Origin of the sequence: Flavobacterium faecale (genome assembly GCF_048320115.1) — a bacterium.
Classification (GTDB): domain Bacteria; phylum Bacteroidota; class Bacteroidia; order Flavobacteriales; family Flavobacteriaceae; genus Flavobacterium; species Flavobacterium faecale_A.
The window spans coordinates 3,298,161-3,318,138 of record NZ_CP182943.1; the positions used below are offsets into that span (position 1 = coordinate 3,298,161).

At 32.4% G+C, this 19,978-nt stretch carries 16 protein-coding genes; 10 read left to right on the forward strand and 6 right to left on the reverse strand.

Annotated elements, in window-relative coordinates; translation table 11 throughout:
* Positions 1-9: 9 nt before the first annotated feature.
* Positions 10-2,685, forward strand: coding sequence for a putative LPS assembly protein LptD (locus tag ACNH59_RS13680; protein WP_418263082.1), 2,676 nt, complete (start codon positions 10-12; stop codon positions 2,683-2,685).
* A 71-nt stretch (positions 2,686-2,756) separates the two neighbouring features.
* Complete coding sequence (locus ACNH59_RS13685; RefSeq protein ID WP_418263083.1) at positions 2,757-3,137, forward strand: Rid family detoxifying hydrolase; 381 nt, start codon at positions 2,757-2,759, stop codon at positions 3,135-3,137.
* Here ACNH59_RS13685 and ACNH59_RS13690 read toward each other — a convergent pair.
* From ACNH59_RS13690 to ACNH59_RS13710, 5 genes are all read right to left on the reverse strand, one after another.
* The gene (locus ACNH59_RS13690; protein WP_418263084.1) at positions 3,118-3,498 is read right to left on the reverse strand and encodes a methylglyoxal synthase; all 381 of its coding nucleotides are present in this window, start codon (positions 3,496-3,498) and stop codon (positions 3,118-3,120) included. The genes ACNH59_RS13685 and ACNH59_RS13690 overlap by 20 nt on opposite strands.
* Before the next feature lie 7 nt (positions 3,499-3,505).
* Positions 3,506-4,357 (reverse strand): N-acetylglucosamine kinase, encoded by an 852-nt coding sequence (locus tag ACNH59_RS13695; RefSeq protein WP_418263085.1) that lies wholly within the window; start codon positions 4,355-4,357, stop codon positions 3,506-3,508.
* Between the two features lie 115 nt (positions 4,358-4,472).
* On the reverse strand, positions 4,473-5,477 hold the full coding sequence (gene gap / locus ACNH59_RS13700) for a type I glyceraldehyde-3-phosphate dehydrogenase (protein WP_418263086.1): 1,005 nt from the start codon (positions 5,475-5,477) through the stop codon (positions 4,473-4,475).
* 83 nt (positions 5,478-5,560) lie between these two features.
* A complete protein-coding gene (gene pfkA / locus ACNH59_RS13705) occupies positions 5,561-6,547 on the reverse strand; it encodes a 6-phosphofructokinase (RefSeq protein WP_418263087.1) in 987 nt (328 codons plus the stop codon).
* Between the two features lie 245 nt (positions 6,548-6,792).
* Positions 6,793-11,223 (reverse strand): translocation/assembly module TamB domain-containing protein, encoded by a 4,431-nt coding sequence (locus ACNH59_RS13710; protein ID WP_418263088.1) that lies wholly within the window; start codon positions 11,221-11,223, stop codon positions 6,793-6,795.
* Positions 11,224-11,433: 210 nt separating this feature from the next.
* On the opposite strand from ACNH59_RS13710, the gene tsaD reads away from it, so the two are divergent.
* From tsaD to ACNH59_RS13740, 6 genes are read left to right on the forward strand one after another with little or no spacing between them, the layout of a single operon-like run.
* Positions 11,434-12,456 (forward strand): tRNA (adenosine(37)-N6)-threonylcarbamoyltransferase complex transferase subunit TsaD, encoded by a 1,023-nt coding sequence (gene tsaD, locus ACNH59_RS13715; RefSeq protein ID WP_418263089.1) that lies wholly within the window; start codon positions 11,434-11,436, stop codon positions 12,454-12,456.
* 3 nt (positions 12,457-12,459) lie between these two features.
* Positions 12,460-13,170 (forward strand): 16S rRNA (uracil(1498)-N(3))-methyltransferase, encoded by a 711-nt coding sequence (locus tag ACNH59_RS13720; protein ID WP_418263090.1) that lies wholly within the window; start codon positions 12,460-12,462, stop codon positions 13,168-13,170.
* Positions 13,160-13,813: a DUF4159 domain-containing protein gene (locus ACNH59_RS13725; RefSeq protein ID WP_418263091.1), complete on the forward strand. Its 654-nt coding sequence runs from the start codon at positions 13,160-13,162 to the stop codon at positions 13,811-13,813. The genes ACNH59_RS13720 and ACNH59_RS13725 overlap by 11 nt, the downstream gene beginning before the upstream one ends.
* 49 nt (positions 13,814-13,862) lie before the next feature.
* Positions 13,863-14,954, forward strand: coding sequence for an AI-2E family transporter (locus ACNH59_RS13730; RefSeq protein WP_418263092.1), 1,092 nt, complete (start codon positions 13,863-13,865; stop codon positions 14,952-14,954).
* A gap of 2 nt (positions 14,955-14,956) precedes the next feature.
* A complete protein-coding gene (locus tag ACNH59_RS13735) occupies positions 14,957-16,138 on the forward strand; it encodes a THUMP-like domain-containing protein (RefSeq protein ID WP_418263093.1) in 1,182 nt (393 codons plus the stop codon).
* Between the two features lie 8 nt (positions 16,139-16,146).
* Entirely contained in the window at positions 16,147-16,713 is a 567-nt protein-coding gene (locus ACNH59_RS13740; protein WP_418263094.1) for a hypothetical protein, read from the forward strand.
* Positions 16,714-16,791: 78 nt separating this feature from the next.
* Here the strand turns inward: ACNH59_RS13740 and ACNH59_RS13745 are convergent, their stop codons facing one another.
* Complete coding sequence (locus ACNH59_RS13745) at positions 16,792-17,673, reverse strand: hypothetical protein (protein ID WP_418263095.1); 882 nt, start codon at positions 17,671-17,673, stop codon at positions 16,792-16,794.
* A 314-nt stretch (positions 17,674-17,987) separates the two neighbouring features.
* On the opposite strand from ACNH59_RS13745, the gene ACNH59_RS13750 reads away from it, so the two are divergent.
* On the forward strand, positions 17,988-18,206 hold the full coding sequence (locus ACNH59_RS13750; RefSeq protein ID WP_418263096.1) for a hypothetical protein: 219 nt from the start codon (positions 17,988-17,990) through the stop codon (positions 18,204-18,206).
* A gap of 47 nt (positions 18,207-18,253) precedes the next feature.
* Positions 18,254-19,966: a tetratricopeptide repeat-containing sensor histidine kinase gene (locus ACNH59_RS13755; RefSeq protein ID WP_418263097.1), complete on the forward strand. Its 1,713-nt coding sequence runs from the start codon at positions 18,254-18,256 to the stop codon at positions 19,964-19,966.
* Positions 19,967-19,978 lie beyond the last annotated feature (12 nt).

The window sequence follows — 19,978 nt, forward strand, 5'->3', positions numbered from 1 at the left end:
TTTAAACCTTTGCAGACAAACTTATTTAATATCGTTTTATTATCATTCATCCTCTCCCTTGGATATAATAATTTGTATTCTCAGGAATTGCCAAAGCAACCAAAAGCAATCCCTATAAAGGAACAAGCAAATACTAGTCCAAAATCAAATTCTACGGCTTCAAAAGTTTCCGACACTTTAAAAAAAAGGGACACAATTAAGGCTAAAAAAGCTTTCTTAGACGGAATCGTAAAATACAAAGCCAATCAGTATACCAAAATTGATCAAAAGAAAAAATTAATTACGTTATATGATCAGGCAGAACTCTACTATCAGGATGTAGAATTAAAGTCTGGTATTATCGTTTTGGATTATGATAAAAATGAAGTGTATGCTGGTAGAATAAAAGATTCAACTGGTAAATTCACTCAATACCCTAATTTTAAGCAAGGCGCTAATGTGATTGAGCCAGACTCTATTCGGTTCAATTTTAAAACAAAAAAGGCTATAATCTGGAATTCTAGAACAGACCAAGGAGAGTTTAAAGTAAAAGCTCGAATTACTAAAAAAGAAAACGACTCTGTTTATTTTTTAAAAGGCGCACGTTTCACTACTTCAACCAATGTTGATAATCCTGAATACTACTTTCAAACCAGTAAAGTGAAATTTATTCCAGGAAAAAAAGTAATCACAGGAATGACACATATGGTGATTGCTGACGTGCCTACTCCAATTGCTTTACCATTTGCATATTTCCCAATGAGTAAGGAAACAAGTGTTTCAGGTATTATTTTACCTAGTTATAATGATTCCAACACACGTGGGTTTTCGTTACAAAATGGCGGATATTATTTTGCATTAACCGACAACTACGATTTAACCGTTATAGGTGATTATTACACCAATGGTAGTTATGGAATGCGTTTTGAATCTTCTTATGCTAAACGGTATCAATTTAGGGGAAATGTCAATTTTCGATATGAAAATTTAATCTCTAGCGAAAGAGGTTATCCAGATTACTCCAAACAAAAAATATACAACATCCAATGGTCCCATTCGAGAGACTCTAAAGCGAATCCTAATTCCAGTTTTTCAGCTTCTGTCAACTTAGGTAGTAGTAAATACTTTAACCAATCGATTAACCAAGCCAACATTGGTTCAAGACTAAACAATACCTTAAGTTCATCCGTATCTTATTCTAAAACATTCAATTCTGTTCCCGAGGTAAGAATGTCTTTGACTGCTACGCATTCACAAAACACACAAACCGAAACTATTGATATGACCCTCCCTACCTTACAATTAAGTGTAGACAGGATCTATCCATTTGCTGGAAAAAATGATACTAAAAAAGGTTTTATCAAAAACATCAACTTTCAATACAATTTGAACGGAAGAAATAGTTTTACGACTACTGATTCTTTGTTCTTTAAGCCTCAAATGTTTAGAGATGCTAAAATTGGTGCACAACATTCAATTCCTCTTAGTACCAATTTCAAGTTATTCAAATACTTCAGTGCTTCTACTTCTGCTAATTATGAAGAAGTTTGGTATGCCAAAACAATCAAAAGAAGTTATGACGTTGATAAAAGTGCCGTTGTAGACGAAGTTCAAAGTGGTTTTGATGCATTTAGAACTTATTCATTTTCATCGAGTTTAGGGACTACTATTTATGGAACTTTTAATTTTGGTGAAGAAAAAAGAATCAAATCGATTAGACACGTTATGCGTCCCAGTTTGAGTTACAGCTACACACCAAGTTTTGAAAAATACTATGACACTTATGCTACTGACGCAAGTGGTAATATGGCACAATATTCGCGTTTTGAAAATGGTATTTATGGCGCACCTGGATTAACAAATTCGAGTAACATAGGATTCAATTTAAGCAATACTTTTGAAGCAAAAGTAACCGATAGAGACAGTACTAAAACTGAACCTAAGAAAATCATGCTACTTAATAACTTAAATTTATCAACTAGCTACAACTTAAATGCTGACGGAAAAACTAGTTTAGCTTTTGCTCCTGTTCGAGTAAGCGGTGGCACACAACTCTTCAAAGACAAAATGAATGTTAATTTTGGGACAACCTTAGACCCTTATGCAATTGATAATTCTGGAAGCCGTATTAACACCTTCAATATCAATAACGGAGGAAGTTTGTTTAGAATGACTAGTGCCAATATGACCATTAACTATTCGTTGTCTAGCAAAGACAGTGAGAATAAGGGAAATCAAAAAGATTCCCAAACACAAAGAAATGGGGGGCGTGAAGACGATCTTTTTGGTACCGCTTCAGACTTTGGAAACAATAGAAAAAGCCTTTTTGACGGTAGTGAAGAAGAAGGAGAAGATGTTGTTTCAGAATTTTTCAGATCTAAGTTGCCTTGGGACATGACATTTGCCTATTCATTGACTTATAGTAACAATAATCGAGAAAAACAGATTTCAGGTAATTCATTGATGATTTCAGCCAACACCGACCTAACACCTAAATGGAAAATTGGAATTTCATCTGGTTATGATTTTGTTCAAAAAGGAGTTACCTATACTCAATTACGTTTAGAACGAGATTTGTTAAGTTGGAGAATGAGTGTGAACTGGACGCCTTTTGGAAATAATGCCAATTGGAATTTCTTTATCGGAATAAAATCAGGAATACTTAGTGATATCAAATGGGATAAAAACAGCACAACCAATCGATAAAAAATATTTTTTTATCTTTAGTCTTGTAATAAAAAGACAAATACAAGTTATAATCTCTAAAAAAGAAACTTATGAAAACAATAATTTTCACAGAAGAAGCTCCTGCACCAATTGGTCCATACAACCAAGCTATATTAGTTAAAGACACTTTGTATATTTCAGGACAAATCGCTATTAATCCTGAAACTGGCGACATTACTACCAATACTATCGAAATCGAAACCATTCAAGTAATGGAAAATTTAAAAGCCATTCTTAAAGCAGCCAACATGACCTTTGAAAATGTTATAAAATCAACTATATTTATTACTGACATGAAAGATTTTGGCAGTATCAATAGTGTGTATGGTTCCTATTTAAATGAAAAAACCGCTCCAGCTCGTGAAACGGTTCAAGTGGCAGGTTTGCCTAAAAATGTCAATGTAGAAATCTCTATGATTGCAATGTTATAGAGATAGCATTTAATAACAATTGTGCCGAAGCTTCATTAGTAGCGATAGGCACATTGTGAACATCACATACACGCAATAACATATTTATATCTACTTCATGTGCATGACTCGCTAAAGGATCTTTAAAAAACAAGACCATTTTTGTCTTTCCCTCCGCAACTCTTGCTGCAATTTGGGCATCACCACCTAGTGGACCAGATAGCATTTTTTTCACTTTAAAACCAGCTTTTACTGCCTTTCCCCCTGTAGTTCCAGTGGCAATAATTTTGATTTTATCATTTTGTAGTAAGTCAATATTTTTATTTAAAAATTGAACCATATCCACTTTTTTACCGTCATGTGCTATAATTGCTATTTCCATAAAATTTTTATTTATTTTCAGAATGGTGAGCAATTAAACCATCTATAGGTCTTCTCAAAACATTCCCTAATTGTAAACCATACTTATTAAAAACAACTTCCAATTCGTCTTTTAAATAAAAGGCGATTGAACCAACAAAATGAACAGGTACTTCGTAACAGTTATCATATTGCTGAATATAATTTTTAACAAAAGACTTCATTCCTCTACGAATAATTTTTTGACAAAATTTTGTGTCTTTATTTTGAATTAAAAATTTAGCAAAAGTGGCTAAATGAGCATTAGGATTCGGTTCTTTATACAATTTAGCTTTCAAATAATCTGGTTCAAGATTGTATTCTTTTTCAAATTCAACCGCTAATTCTTGTGGCATTTTATTAAAATAATACTTTCTTATCAATTCTTTACCAAACACATTTCCGCTACAATCATCCATTACAATGTACCCTAAAGATTGTACTTTTTGATGTAAAACAGTACCATCAAAATAACTGCAATTAGAACCTGTACCCAAAATACAAACAATTGCTTTTTCATCTTTTGGGGTGGTCGCATAGACAGCCGCATAGGTATCTTCTTCTACAATAATCGTAGCTTTAGTAAAATATTCATGAAAAATTTCTGAAAGATTTTTCTTCATTCTATCTGTACCACAACCAGCACCATAAAAAAATAAATGTGTTGCGATATCTTTGTTTTGCATCAAATCAAAACGATCATTGACACGTTCTAAAATTTCAGCTTTGTTTAATACTTCAGGATTCAATCCTAAAGTTTGAGTTGTAAACAAAACCTTTCCGTAGTCATCAATCGCTATCCAGTCGGCTTTTGTTGAGCCACTATCTACTAATAATCTCATCCTTTTAGTTTATTTTGGTTATTTTTTTTATACGAAATCTGATTTCTTAAATATAAAAAAATCCCGTTAATGATTAAAAACGGGATTTTTCAATATCGATTTTACAATCAATTGATTATTTCAAACCTGCAATGTGAACAGATAAATCGATTAATTTACTTGAATAACCATATTCGTTATCATACCAAGAAACTATTTTGAAGAAAGTTGAATTCAATCCAATTCCTGCAGTTGCATCAATGATAGATGTTCTTTTGTCAGAAATAAAATCTTGAGAAACAACAGCATCTTCAGTATATCCTAAAATACCTTTTAATGAAGTTTCAGAAGCATTTTTCAATACAGCCATAATTTCATCATAAGAAGTTTCTTTAGCTACTTTTACAGTTAAATCTACTGTAGAAACGTCAGCAGTAGGTACACGGAAAGCCATACCCGTTAATTTACCATTCAATTCTGGAATTACTTTTCCAACCGCTTTTGCAGCACCTGTTGAAGAAGGAATGATATTGATTGCAGCAGCACGTCCACCTCTCCAGTCTTTTCTAGAAGGTCCATCAGCAGTCATTTGAGTTGAAGTTGTAGCGTGAACAGTAGTCATCAAAGCTTCAACAATTCCAAAATTATCATTAATAACTTTAGCCAATGGAGCTAAACAGTTTGTAGTACAAGAAGCATTAGAAACAACTAAATCAGATGCTTTAGCTTCAGTATGGTTTACTCCCATTACAAACATTGGAGCATCGGCAGAAGGAGCAGAAATGATAACTTTCTTAGCACCACCTTTGATGTGCTCGTTTGCAGTTTCGATAGTTGTAAAGATACCTGTACATTCAGCAACTACATCAACATCAACTTCATTCCATTTCAAATCAGCTGGGTTTCTTTCAGCTGTGATACGAATATTTCTTCCGTTAACGTATAATTTTCCCTCTTTTACTTCTACATCACCATCAAAACGACCATGTACTGAATCATATTTCAATAAGTAAGCTAAGTGATCTACATCTAATAAATCGTTGATTGCTACAACTTCTACATTATCTCTGTTAAAAGACTCTCTAAATACAATTCTTCCAATTCTACCGAATCCGTTTATTCCTAATTTTACTTTTGACATTTCTCTAATTTATTTATTATTTATTATTAAGTTTAAAAAGTTACTTATTACTTCATTAAAGCAATAAATACTTCATTTAGTTTTTATGTAGTAATTATATCCGAAACTCTCAACAACTCTCTATCAATCTCTGATTTCCCTTTGATAGCTTGTGCCAATGGTGTAAGATTCACTTTATCATTATTCAATCCCACCATAAAGTTAGATACCCCATCTAATAAAGATTCTACTGCTTTCACTCCTAAACGGCTGGCAAGAACTCTATCAAAACAAGAAGGTGCACCACCACGTTGCATATGTCCTAAAACAGACACTCTTACATCGTACTCAGGTAAATTAGCTTCAACATAATCTTTTAATTCAAATACATTTTTACCAATTTTATCTCCCTCAGCGATTACTACGATACTTGAAGATTTTCCAGATGCTTTACTCTTCTTAAGAGACTCTAATAATCTATCTAAACCTAGGTTTTCTTCTGGGATAAGAATTTCTTCTGCTCCTGCTCCAATACCTGCATTTAAAGCAATATGTCCTGCGTCTCTACCCATTACTTCGACAAAAAACAATCGATTATGTGAACTGGCAGTATCTCTAATTTTATCAATTACTTCTACAACTGTATTTAAAGCTGTATCATATCCAAGTGTATGACTGGTTCCAAATATATCATTATCAATAGTTCCTGGAATTCCCATTACCGGAAAGTTGTATTCAGAATTAAATATCAATCCTCCTGTAAAAGTACCATCTCCTCCAATCACAACTAAAGCATCGATTCCTGCTTGTACTAGATTTTCGTGAGCTTTCTTTCTTCCTTCTGGAGTTCTAAATTCAGCTGAACGAGCCGACTTTAAAATTGTACCACCTTTATTAATGATATTATTAACAGATCGAGGTCCCATTTCTTTGAAGTCTCCTTCTATCATTCCTTGGTATCCTCTGTATATACCGATACATTCAATATTATGAAAAGCACAAGTCCTAACTACTGAACGAATCGCTGCATTCATTCCTGGCGAATCACCACCTGAAGTCAAAACTCCTATTTTTTTAATCTTATGTGTCATTATTTTTAGCTTGTTTTTAGTTTTAAAATGTAAATTTAGGAAACATATCTCAATATTCCCCTTTATAAAATGCTAATTTACTCAACCTCAGTAAATTCAAACGTTTTCGTTAATAAGTTTTCGAAAAATCAAAAAAAATTCAAATTAATTAACAGAAAACTATTTTTTAGATGATAAACTAACAATTAATCATTTTCTAAAAAAGTTTGTTTAAAAAAAAGAATTCTAATTAATATGCTAAAAAACTATTCTTCATCAGGTACAATCGCGTCTCGATTTGGTTTTGGCTCTACCGATTTTGGTTCTTTTGGCTTAGAAAAATTAATATATTCTGGCGCTAAGTTAGAATCCTGAAATTGATCTATATACTGTATCGTTGCATTCGACTTTTGGTTTTTAAATATTTTATGTAGTAATTCTCTAAAAGTATCAAAATCTACTTCATAAGTAACCCCTAATCCCTGTGTATATCCAATCCCTTGACCAATGTAATTTACATCATTTTCACGATTAAAAAGTCGTAAATTCAAGGTCCCATCTTCATTAACCCTATATTGTACTTCTAAATCTCCTACTACAGCCGATTCATTAATCCCTCCAAAAGGCACCCCTACTTTTCCATTGATAGTAAAGCGTTCGTTAATTTTAGACGAAATCGTAGCCACAACCCTACCATCTGTTTCTCTTCCTATACGTCTGTCTGCAGACACATAATTAAATCCTACTTTAAATTTATCATCATCCGTTTTGATAATTCCTCCAAGTAAGCTTGATGCCGTTTCAAACAAACTTCCTGAAAAATCAGACTGTGTAACTCCCTCTGAGCTTAAAAAACCGCCCGAAGACAATAAGTATAATGCTTGTGTTTGCCTTACGTCTTTATCGTACAATTTATATTGGATTTCAGACTTCAAAACATTACTAACCGTGGGGAACTCAATATTAAAATCGGGCTCTGGACTAGCCAAATCCCCCTTAACACCTATAACTACATTCACAGGTACTTTTCTATTAAAAGAAGAGTTTTCTAAAAGTACTGCCGGATTTGCAACCGTTTTATAGACTGCTTCTAAATTTAACTGAGCACGCATTGGATTTCCTTCCCAAGAAATAGAACCTCCTTTTCTTACATCAAACTTCTTATCTATAAGCCCTCCATACTTAAAATTATAAGAACCTTCATAAGCTTGGAAATCTCCCCACATGTTAAACTTACCTAGTGTATTGATTTTAAACAACAGGGAACCAAATCCTTTCCCCTTCATACCGTGACCAGAGTTACGATCTAATATTACTTCTACTTCGGCATCTGGAGTAATGTCTAAATCAAACTCAAGCTCAAGTCCTTTATAATTTCTAGAATTATCAATAATTCCCTTTTGGATATTTTTCTTTTCCTTTTCAGTAATAAAATGTAACAAACTATTATCACCAAGACTTTCTGCTTGATTGATAGGAATTTTCAAAGTAGAACCTTTTTCAGATCTTGCTTCCATCTTTATAAATAAAGCATTTGTAGGTCCTTTTATAGATGCGCTTCCATCTATAAATGCCGTACCATAATAAGCCGCGTCTTCACTATCAACTGTATTGAGTACTAACAATCTTTTAGAACTGATGGATAAATCTAACTTCCAGTCCATAAATTTATTATGTTGAATATCTCCTCTCAGCACCCCTTGGGTTCCGAACTTTGAATCTGTCAGCACATTATTTCTAATTAAAAAACTTTCGTCTAACAAATCGACTATGGAATTGTTTGCCAACTTATAATCTACATTTAGATATGGAATGGTCAAACCGGCACCATCCACAAAAAGACGCCCACTAATTTTAGGCTCATTTACCGTTCCCGCAATACGTGAATTCCCCGTAATAAAACCTCTTATATTTGACAAGACATCACCCCCTAGCGGATCGAAAATTCCTAGATTAAACTTCTCCAATTTTAAATTCAAATCTAAAGCGGCCTCTTTACCCACAATTGTAAAATTTCCTTTGGCATTGAAAGATTCGATGTTCTTGTTTTCTAAATAAGAATCAATAGAGAATTTCTCCAAATTTTGATCTCCTTCGATAGCAAATTTTAAAACACCTAAATTGGTATCGTTAATATTCAACTTATCAACAACTAAAGTTGCTGTAGGTTTGTACACAGCGTCATTTTGTAAAAAATGGACTTCTCCATTCAAATTTCCATTAAAAACAAATTTGTCATCAGCTGGAGTAATTTTAAACAAATCCACATCTTTAAAACTCAGTTTTAAATCCTTATTTTTGGTCCCCCCTAATTTCCCTTTTAGTGCAATTTCCTGACCTTGATGTGACAAAACAATATTATCAATTGAAAAGTTTTTCAAAAGCTTATCAAAAACCACCTGATTATCCGCTGTCTCTTTTTCATTTAAAAACCACATATTATCTTTAAAATGAAGCTCGGATTTACTGATACCTACTACATTTTCATTCTTCTTGTTTATAGTATGATACAAGTTCAAGTTAAAATAATCTTCGCCTTTTGAACCTCCTTTGAACTCCGATCTGAAAAACAAAGTATCTTTACTGGTCACATTAATCAAGCTAAAGTCTCTTATTTTATAATATTTGGTTTTTATACTATCTAACTCTAAATAGGCATTGTACAAAGGATTTTTATTATCAATTGCAATTCTAATATTATCAAAGGTATTGTCTGCAGCAACAATTTTTGGTGATTTAAAATTTAACTTAAACTCCTGTTTATCTGACTTTATACTCCCTTTAATGACAGTGTTAGTTCCAATAGCTATTTCGGGATAAAATATCTCAATGATTTTATTATAAACCGAAAAATTAAATTTTAAAAACTGCCCTTTACTGACTGGTTCTGGTTTAAAATTGGTATACAAACTCCCAATAGAATTACGAACTAAAATTCCCAAATCCCTAAATTGAAATTTCCCTACAATTTCCCCTTGAACGATATCAGGAGAATTTAAAATGATTGTTCTAATCTTTTCAGCATCAAAATTTGAACTAATTGAAAAATCATCAAACGTATAACTGTCTTTTGCGTTTTGATAGGAAGTGTTCCTAAAACAAACGTTTCCTTGAAGATTTTCGATTGTGTTCCCACCTACTTGGACCATTACATCACCTTTAAATACTGAGAGTGTGTCTTTGACCAAATTTAATTTATACAAATCGGCATTTCTCACATCGACATGAAAATCGTATCGACTGTCTTTTTTACTTAAATCGACTAAGCCATCAAAATCCATATTTAGATTTGGATCATCAACTGTCACTTTTCCTCTGTAATACGGAAATTTAAAATTTCCATTTAGCGCAACAGTTCGATAATTATAATTTCTATAATTTATTTTGGAAACCACGCCTTTTATCCCAGTATCAAGATATTTCCGAGTAAATCCAATTCCTTCCACTTCGACATCCATCGTGATTTTCCCCAAATCTTTTTCACCTAGCAATATCCCTGCATTAAAATCTTTGGTAACGACATTTCCTTGATAAGAAGCCTTATCAATAAAATCAATTTGATTCATGCTTAAAACTGATTTAACTTGACCGATATCCGAACTCAATGTAAAATCAGCATCTAGTTCTGATGCCGTCAATTGTACAATCCCATTCAAGTTAAATTTTCCTATTCGTTTCAGTTCAATTGGGAGCTTTTCTCCTAATATTCTAGGTAAAATAGGTACTAAATTATCGTAAGAAGAAGCAACTTTACTAAAGTTTCCATTCATACGAAAACGTTGATGTTCTTTTCCAAATATGTTTTTAAAATTAATAGCTCCAAACATTCTTGTATTACTTGAATCAAATAATTCCAAATTATTCAAAGTCAAATCATTCAAAGTTCCCTTTACTTTTGTTGCAAGGGTAAAAGACAAATTCTTTCCTAATTCTTTATAAAAATGCCGAATATCATTTGAAGCAATAAGCGATGGATATATAGTCCCATCAAACTTGACCTTATCGTTAAAATTGGCAAAATCAGTAATCTTATAATTAAGTACTAAATCAGCTTTAATCATAGATTCTTTAGTCTTTATATCGAGATTTTTTAGTTGAATTTGCTTTTTAGTATAACTAAAATTTGTATTTAACTCCGAGACATAAACCCCTCTGTGATCTTGAAAAGACATAGTTTTTATCACGGTTGTCACATCAGGACCATACAACTTAAAGTTAATTAGTTTTGCGTTTAATTTGGTAAAGTCAACATCTTTAGGAATTACTCTATTTTCATCTGTCAAAATAAAGTGACTGTTTACAATTGTAGCTTTGTCAGACTCAAAAAGCGTGTGTTTGCCTGTAGGTGGTTTGCCGTCCTCAAAAGATTTTATAAATACATCAATATTAGTATCATCTTCCCCTTTATAAGTTTTTAAATTAAATAGAAGGTTTTCTAATCTGATATCGCCAAATATTAAATCGCCATTTACTAATTTGTTTACATCTAAAATATTAGTATTTACAATCTCGCTATAAATCAAAGTATCTTTATGGTGGTCTCTAATCAATACATCTCTTAGTTTAACACCTCCAAAAACATTTATTTTAGCCTTACCTACATTAATATCCACACCGAAATCTTTGTTTAAAGTTTGGGTTACGTAGTGTGCAATTTTAGTTTGAACGAATGAAGTAGAAAGAGCAATTCCTAGCAATAGTATTAGGAGAATGAACCCAATAATTACACTTAAAAATATTTTAATATACTTTTTAATCTTCTTGATTTTTAATTTTTTATAAAAACAGGATAATGCAGAAGGAAAGAGTCTGTCCTTTCACAAAAATTCTTTAATTTTGGCTGCGCCGTAAAATTAAAGAATTTAAAATTCGGTTTGCCAAATATAATTCAAAATTTGTCCCTTTTTATGCAAAATTCCGAGGTTTTCATTCTTGCCATCGAAAGTTCCTGTGACGATACTGCTGCTGCTGTTTTACATAACGACAAAGTATTGTCAAATGTTGTTGCCAATCAGCTCATTCACACACAATATGGTGGCGTAGTCCCAGAATTAGCTTCCAGAGCACACCAACAAAACATAGTTCCCGTTATTGATACGGCATTAAAAAAAGCCAACATACAAAAAGAACAACTGAGCGCTATTGCCTTCACTCAAGGTCCCGGATTAATGGGGTCTTTGTTAGTAGGTAGCTCTTTTGCCAAATCCATGGCCATTGCTTTAAACATTCCATTGATAGCTGTCAACCATATGCATGCTCATATTTTAGCGCATTTTATTGACGAAGAAGGTTATAACAAACCAGAATTTCCATTTTTAGCTTTAACCATTAGCGGCGGTCATACACAAATTGTTAGAGTCGACGGCTTTTTTGACATGACCATCATTGGCGAAACTACTGATGATGCCGTTGGTGAAGCATTTGATAAATCTGCTAAAATATTAGGCCTACCTTATCCTGGCGGTCCACTTGTAGATAAAAACGCCCAATCTGGTAACCCAAAAGCTTTTTCGTTTACCAAACCTAAAGTTCCAGGTCTGGATTTCAGTTTCTCAGGACTTAAAACTGCCATTTTATATTTCATTCAAAAGAAAAAACAGGAAAACGAAAATTTCATTGAAGAGAATCTTAATGACATTTGCGCCTCTATTCAACATACGATTATCGAAATTTTGATGGACAAATTAAAATTGGCAGTTAAAGAAACAGGAATTATCCAAATTGCCATTGGTGGCGGAGTTTCAGCTAATTCTGGAATTCGCAAAACACTAAAAGAAGCCGAACAAAAATACGGCTGGAAAACCTTTATCCCTAAATTTGAATATACTACTGATAATGCCGCAATGATAGGAATTGTAGGGTATCAAAAATATTTAACTCAAAAATTTGAAACTGCCACTGTAGTTTCAAAGGCACGAATTCAATTCTAAACTATGCAATTATTTTACAATCCCACTCTAAACGAATCCACTTTTACTTTTACTTTCGACAAAGAAGAAAGCAAACATATAGTTAAAGTTTTACGCAAGAGAGATGGCGATATCTTACATGTTACTAACGGATTAGGATTATTATTCGAAACTAAAATTGTTTTAGCTTCAGATAACAAATGTACTGTTGATATTATATCGTACACAAAAAAAGAACCTTCCAAGTTTCATTTACACTTGGTTGTTGCTCCTACTAAAATGAACGATCGTTTTGAATGGTTTTTAGAAAAAGCAACAGAAATTGGCATCCAAGAAATCACACCTATTATTTGTGATCGTTCCGAAAGAAAAATAATCAACCAAGAGCGTTTTGAGAAAATTATATTATCAGCTTTAAAACAATCTAACGAACTGTATTTGCCAAAGTTAAACCCTGCTATTTCACTTAAAGATTTCATTATTAAAAGCGAAAAAAAAGGACTGCAATTAATAGCCCATTGTGAAGAAACAGACAAAAAAACACTTAAATCTGTTTTAAAACCCAATATAAATGTCACCATGCTTATAGGTCCAGAAGGAGATTTTTCCGAAAAAGAAATCCAATTTGCATTAGAGAATAATTATCAAGCGGTATCTTTAGGCAATACTCGATTAAGAACCGAAACTGCAGCAGTAGTAGCTTGTCATAGTGTGGTGTTTTTTAATGAAAACTAATCCTTATGAAGAAATTACAGCTTTTTTTTTATTAGTATCTATCAGTAGTTTTGCTCAAGAAATTGCACTATTGAAATACAATGGTGGTGGTGATTGGTATGCTAACCCTACTTCACTTCCTAATTTAATTCAGTTTTGCAACACCAACATTAATACCAAATTAAAAAGCAAACCTGCTACTGTTGAACCAGGAAGCTCAAGCCTTTTCACCTATCCATTTGTACATCTAACAGGTCACGGAAATGTCGTTTTTAACGATACCGAAGTTAAAAATCTTCAAAATTACCTGAACTCTGGTGGCTTTTTGCATGTTGATGACAACTATGGATTAGACCAATACATTCGAAAAGAAATAAAAAAAATATTTCCTAATAATGATTTAGTAGAAATTCCATCCAATCATCCCTTATTTCAAAAACCGTATTCCTTTCCAAACGGACTTCCCAAGATTCATGAACATGATGGCAAACGACCGCAGGCTTTTGGGATATTCGTAAAAAACAGATTGGTATTACTTTACACATACGAATGCGATTTAGGAGACGGTTGGGAAAATAGCGAAGTAAATAACGACCCTTTGATTGTAAGAGAAAAAGCTTTAAAAATGGGCGCCAACATCATTCATTATATCTTTAACAACTAATCTGATTGTTTTCTTTTTAAACTATATTTGAATTCACAAACCTGACATTATGATTACTTCTAAAATTATTGCAAGCGGAATCTTAAGAGCCCTAGGGTTCATACTGATTACCAGTCTGGGAGTATATTTTTTATACCAAATTCAAACTGTAATTTTGTACCTCGTGATTTCATTAATTCTTTGTTTGATAGCCAATCCTTTTGTTCGATTTATGAATACTAAGTTAAGGTTAAGCAAAACTATGGCTACGGTAATCACCCTGCTGTTTTTCATCGCCTCTCTCACGGGATTCATTCTGTTATTTGTCCCTTTAATTATTGCACAAGCTGAAAATCTGTCACTTTTAGATACTGATTTACTTCAAAGTCAATTCCTAACCATAGAAAGAAACATAGAGAATTATTTTAATATTAATCATATTGATTTGCAACAATTAATAAGTGAAACTAATTTATCCTCTAAAATCAATTACAATTATTTTACTGATTTCATCAATTCGATTCTTAATATTCTAGCGGGATTTGGTATGGGTTTAGCCTCCGTTTTTTTTATTACTTTCTTCTTTCTAAAAGACCAATTGCTTTTTAAAGAAAAAGCAAAAATGATTCTTCCTGATGAGAATGAAGACAAAATCCTAAACTCAATTGCTAAAACAAACCAATTGTTAACACGTTATTTTATCGGTCTGTTGATTCAGCTGACGGTTGTATTTGTATTGTACCTGATTGTATTATTACTCTTTAACTCAAAAAATGCATTTATCATTGCATTTTTATGCGCGCTACTAAACATTATTCCTTATTTAGGTCCAATAATTGGAACAGCATTAGCAGCAGTACTCACTTTAATAGGAGGTATTGGAACTGATTTTAGAACTGAAATGCTTCCTACCACCATTTATGTGGTTATTGGCTTTTTAATTGTTCAAATTATAGACAACAATGTTAACCAACCCATCATATTTTCAAAAAGTGTGAAATCTCATCCTCTTGAAATATTCTTGGTCATATTGATTAGCGGAATTACATTTGGTGTTTTTGGGATGGTAATTGCGATTCCAATTTATACTATTCTTAAAGTGGTTGCCAAGGAGTTTTTTCCAAACAATAAAATCGTTTCCGTTTTAACCGAAAATATTTAGATTTGAACCTCTCTATTTTAGCACCTAAAATCCAGGAATTGATCAACCAGAACATTGGTGTTTCTTTGTCAAAATTAGCTTTGCAAAAGAACCCATTTCCTGAAGTAGAATGGATTGAAATTTTAAAACAAATTGAAGCAAAAACCAAAGCAAAAGACAAATTGCCTACTTGGTTTCAAACAAAAAGCATTTATTATCCTTCTAAAATTTCTGTTGAACAAACCTCTTCTGAAAAAACAGCGCTCTACAAGTCGACACTAGTTTCTGGAGAAAGTCTAATCGATTTGACTGGGGGCTTTGGTGTAGATGATTATTATTTTGCTAAAAAAACAAAACATCTTGCGCATTGCGAAATCAATGATGAACTTTCTACGATTGTCAAACACAATCTGACACAATTAGAAGTAACCAACATTAACTGTTATAATGGTGACAGTACAAACATATTGAGCACTTTAAATCAACAATGGGATTGGATTTACATTGACCCTTCTAGGAGAAATGATGCTAAAGGCAAGGTTTTCATGCTCGAAGATTGCTTACCTAATGTGCCTGAAAATTTAGAGCTATACTTTACTTATTCTAATCGAATTCTGATTAAGACTGCCCCTTTGTTGGATCTTAGTTCAGGTTTGTCTGAATTAAAAAATGTAAAAAACATTCATATCATTGCACTTGAAAATGATGTAAAAGAATTATTATGGGAAATTCACAAAGATTATACGGGTTCTATTACTATTAAAACAGCCAATATAACCAAAGACAAAGTAGAAAAGTTTGATTTTATTTTGGGTGAGAATACCAACTTGCCAGATTATGGATTTCCTAAAAAATATATTTATGAGCCAAACAGTGCTATTATGAAATCGGGTGGATTTGATGAAGTGGCTTTACAATTTAAACTCCAAAAACTCCACAAACATTCTCATTTATATACTTCAGAAGAATTAATCGATTTTCCGGGACGCAGCTTTCAAGTCAATCAAATAATACCTCATGCTAAAGCAGAACTCAAAAGCAATTTACAAAACACCAAAGCCAATATTACCACTCGAAATTTCCCTGAAACAGTAGAAAATATTCGAAAAAAATGGAAAATAAAAGACGGAGGAAATACCTATTGTTTTTTTACAACCGTTGAAAATAACCATAAAATAGTTTTAATTTGCACCAAAACACTATAAAACTGACCATGAAAAACATATTTACACTATTCTTATTCACTTTAAGCTCATCTGTTTTTGCTCAAAAAGACTGTGAATACAGCGCAAATGTCACGGACTCTCTAGGTGTTTACAAAATGACAACCGAATATTTAATTTCGGAAAAAAACTTTGCTGGAAAGTCTGAATATATCTTTTGCTCTTTGATAACCAATAACGGTTTCCCTGCTTTGAATGTGCAATTGATCCAAAAAAGTAAAGAATTTTTATCTGCCAAATGTTTTGACAAAAATTCGAAATTGTACTTACAACTACAAAACGGTAAAATTGTTACCCTTTTACATCTTGATAAAGAAAGTTGTGGTTCATTAATTAGAAATGACCAAGGCTATGACAACAGAGTCAGTACGGGAACTTTCATGTTCCTCAAAGGAACATTCGAAGACCTAAAGAGTTCTCCCGTAAACTTAATGCGTATAAAATTCTTAACTGGTACAGATGATTATATTGTAAAAAAAGAAATCACCTCAGAAATGAATCAAAAAATATATTACCCTGAAAACTACTTTATCAATTATTTAAAATGTATTGAATAGTATACCCAAAACTATATAACCTCAATAGATTGTAACCCAGATACAGCATAGAAAATAGTGGCATATCTGGGTTTTACTTTACAATCTTGTTTTTGAGTATTTTTTTGCCTTTACATATTTGTTTATCATATAAACTGTAATAGGTTTTAATGGTTTATCATTCTCAGGATGAAAACCTGAATTATTAAAAAACTCTAAATCTTTACCATTTTTACAATACCAAACCATTGCTCTATGATCCTTAAAAAAAGTGGTCGTATCGCAAACTTCTATTTTTCTTAAAAATAATAACTCGTTGTTTAAAGGAACTTTTGATACCCTATTCAGGATTCCAAGACTCGTATTTTCTTGACAATCTACTACTTCATAATGATCCATCTGCCACTGCATGCATTCTTTTTTGGGTAAAAGAAAAAGTCCAACTCCACAAAACACAGAAGTTACCAATACGGCAAAAGTTATTTGTTTATAAAATATTCGTTTTCCTTTCGGTTGTTTAATCCCAATTCCCTGATTTGATTGAACTAAAATAGTACTTCCAACATCATTACCTTCCTCTTTTGTAGATTCAATCCCATTTGAAATCTCGTTTAATACATTATTTGCCTTTGAATATTTTAAAAAAGGCCTCCATTTATAATCTACCAAAATTGCTGCAATATTCACTGCTTCCAAATCAGCCAAATCAGTCTCTCCTTTAAAAAAAGTTTCTATAGGTCTAAATTTATCCGTAATCCCCTTAAGTTTATTTGAAGATACAGGAGTGAATTCAAAACCACAAAAAGAAGCAAAACTCATCAAATCATCTTTATTCGAATCATTCTTGAGCACTTCAAAACACAAATTTCTCAATTTGGCACGTGATGGGTTTAATAAAAAACTCGAATACTTTCCAAGTTTTTCAACTTCATATTTTGCTTTAATAGCAATTTTATATTCTTCTAAAGCATTGCTTTTCATAATCTAAACGGAATTTTCAGGATTTATAGGAATCTCAGGAATTCCTGAGGATTATTACTTCAAAACTAACTTTCCTTTGCCTCAGAATTAGTAGTTGTTCTATTTCACGACAAGAACAAATATAAAAAACTACATCATAAAAAGTGTGGCTAAGCAGAACTGAAATACAATTCGGGAAGTATTGTAAATCGTCCTGCATTAACTCACTTCACTTCCCGACAAAACGAGTATCCAAAATGGTTTGGTAACAAAAACACATTCGAACTTCAATATCGAACAGCCAAACCTATGTCCAAAATTAAAAATTAAAAATCATGAAAAAAATCTTTTTCGTTACTGCATTTGCAATGACTGCCTTAGTAAGTGCATCATCTATTACTGAAAACAAGAAAACTTTACAACTTTTGCCTACTCCTAAAGACGTAGACAAATATGTGATAGAAGATCAAAAAATAAGCAACCTGACATTACAAAATAATGATCCAGGAGATGACGAAATTATAATTACACCACCAAAAAAAAGACAACCCTAGTTTTCTTACTCTAAAATAATTATTACTTTCGGGGAAAGTTACAATTCATGCAGCATTCCCCGATTTTCATTTTACTACTATTCATTTCATTGGTCTGCTGTCAAAAGCGGTCCGAAGACAATACAGTTACACAATCAAAAAATCTAAACCACCGTCTTGCAACCCAATTATCAGTAAAAGCGGATTCTTACTACGTTAAAAATAAATTTGATAGTGCCTTTTTCAACTACGACAAATCCAAAGAGCTGTTTGAAAAAGAAAAAGACAGTGCTTTTATAGCCTACACCCTAATCAGACTGGCAAGAATCCAACAAACTTACGGCGATTACATCAACAGCGAGGAAACATTAACAGAAGCTTTAGAATTCACCAAAAAAAATACAGATTACCGTTATGCCATTCATAATTTACTGGGAATTGCAGCCAAGGAATTAGAAAACTATGACGATGCAATTGTTAATTACAATTATATTTTAAAAACAGTCAAAAAACCTATTTTAAGAGTTACACCTCTAAATAATATGGCAAAAGTTTATATCGATCAAAAGAAATATCCTGAAGCCATAGCTTTATTAGATCCTATAGTACAATCAAATCTTCTCGATAGTCTCCCAAACAAAAAAGCGATTCTCATGGATAATCTTGGGTTTGCTTATACAAAAAACGGAATGCAGAAAAAAGGACTCGCATTAATGATTGATGCTTTAACTTTAAGAATTAGGTCCAATGACAACTATGGTGCAATTGCAAGTCACCTACATCTTGCTAATTATTACCAAAATAGTGATGCTCAAAAATCAAGAAATCATGCTAAATTAGCTTACCAAAAAGCTTCAATCACCAATAGTGTTGACGAACAATTACAAGCACTTTCATACTTGATGCTCAACACTTTTGAAAGAAGGAATAATTCCTATTTACAATCTTTTCTAAAATTAAATGATAGCATCTTAAAGGTTAGAAACAACGCCAAAAATCAATTTGCTAAAATCAAATACGACGCTACCAAAGCCACATTAGAAAACATCAAATATAAAGAAGAAAGGGCTGGAATAGCTCTAGAGCTCCAAACCAAGAAAAACCAAAATTATATTTTTACTTTTGGAGTAATTCTATTGCTTTTGACAATCGCTTTTTTGGTTCATTATTTTAAAAACAAAAACAATCAAGCACGTTTACAGGCTAGTTATTTAACAGAAACACGTATAGCCAAACAACTGCACGACGAACTGGCTAATGATGTGTTTTTTGCTATGACATTTGCAGAAACTCAGGATTTGCTCAATCCAACAAAAAAAGAAATGCTGCTCGATAATTTGGATAAAATATACAAACGAACACGAAATATCAGTAAAGAAAACAATACGATTGACACTGGAGAAAGTTTCGAAGCTAATTTGAAACAAATGCTAACCAGCTATAAATCGACTGAAATAGCCGTTATTATAAAAAATCAAAATCCTATTGATTGGTCCAAAATTACAGCCGATAAAAAAATTGCAATTCAACGTGTGTTGCAAGAACTAATGGTCAATATGAAAAAATACAGTCAAGCAAATTTTGTTATCATTGGCTTTGACACGGTAGAAAACAAAGTAATCATCGATTATTCAGACAACGGAATTGGGTGTTCACAACAATTAATTTTGAAAAATGGTTTACGAAATGCGGAAAACCGTATTCATACAATCAACGGACTTCTTACTTTTGACACACAAACCCAAAAAGGCTTTAAAGCAAAGATTACCATTCCTAAATAAATAGTGTTTTTT